The 1002-nt window shown below is 57.1% G+C and carries 1 protein-coding gene; it reads left to right on the top strand.

The features are described 5' to 3' along the window. Positions 1 to 56: 56 nt before the first annotated feature. Positions 57 to 1002 (top strand): IS481 family transposase (locus tag FJ958_RS31430; protein WP_140750017.1); only part of this gene is annotated, 946 nt, incomplete at its 3' end.

The raw sequence follows: 1002 nt of genomic DNA on the forward strand, positions 1-1002 counted from the left end.
TGTTTCATCCCGACCTTTAATGGTGCATTATTTTCCCTGGAGTGGAAGGAGGCACTATGGGCCAGGTTCTGCATGGGCGCGCCACAACGACAGAGGCAATCCGTCGAGCAATACAAAATAGTCAAGAGAGCCTGAGGAAGCTGTCCAAGCGCTACGGGATCGACCCGAAGACGGTTGCCAAGTGGAAGGGGCGCACTTCGGTCGCCGACCTGCCGACTGGACCCAAAGACCCGAAGTCGACGGTGCTGACGATCGAGGAAGAGGCCGTTATCGTCGCTTTCCGCAAGTACACATTATTGCCGCTGGATGATTGTCTCTACGCGCTCCAGCCGACGATCCCGAACCTGACGCGCTCGTCATTGCATCGCTGCCTGCAGCGCCATGGCATTTCGAGGCTGCCCGAGGTTGAAGGCGACAAGCAGCCCAAGAAGAAGTTCAAGGCCTATCCGATCGGCTACTTCCATGTCGACATTGCCGAGGTGCAAACCGCCGAGGGCAAGCTGTATCTCTTCGTGGCCATCGATCGGACCAGCAAGTTCGCTTATGTCGAGCTGCACAAGCGGGCAACAAAAATGATCGCAGCCGACTTCCTGCGCCACCTCATCGAGGCGGTCCCCTACCAGATCCACACCATCCTCACCGACAACGGCATCCAGTTCAAAAACCGCGAGCAGGATCGCACCGCCATGGAGCACATTTTCGGGCGCACCTGCCGCGACAACGGCACCCAGCATCGCACGACCAAGGTGAAGCACCCCTGGACCAACGGCCAGGTCGAGAGAATGAACCGAACCATCAAGGAAGCCACCGTCAAGCGCTTCCACTACGACGACCATGACCAACTTCGCCAGCACCTTGCCGACTTCATGGCAGCCTACAATTTTGCCCGGCGACTGAAGACCCTCAAGGGCCTCACACCCTATGAGTTCATCTGCAATATCTGGACAAAAGAGCCTGAGCGCTTCAGACTCAATCCAATCCATCAAATGCCGGGACTAAACA

This window comes from Mesorhizobium sp. B2-3-5 (genome assembly GCF_006442395.1).
GTDB lineage: Bacteria > Pseudomonadota > Alphaproteobacteria > Rhizobiales > Rhizobiaceae > Mesorhizobium.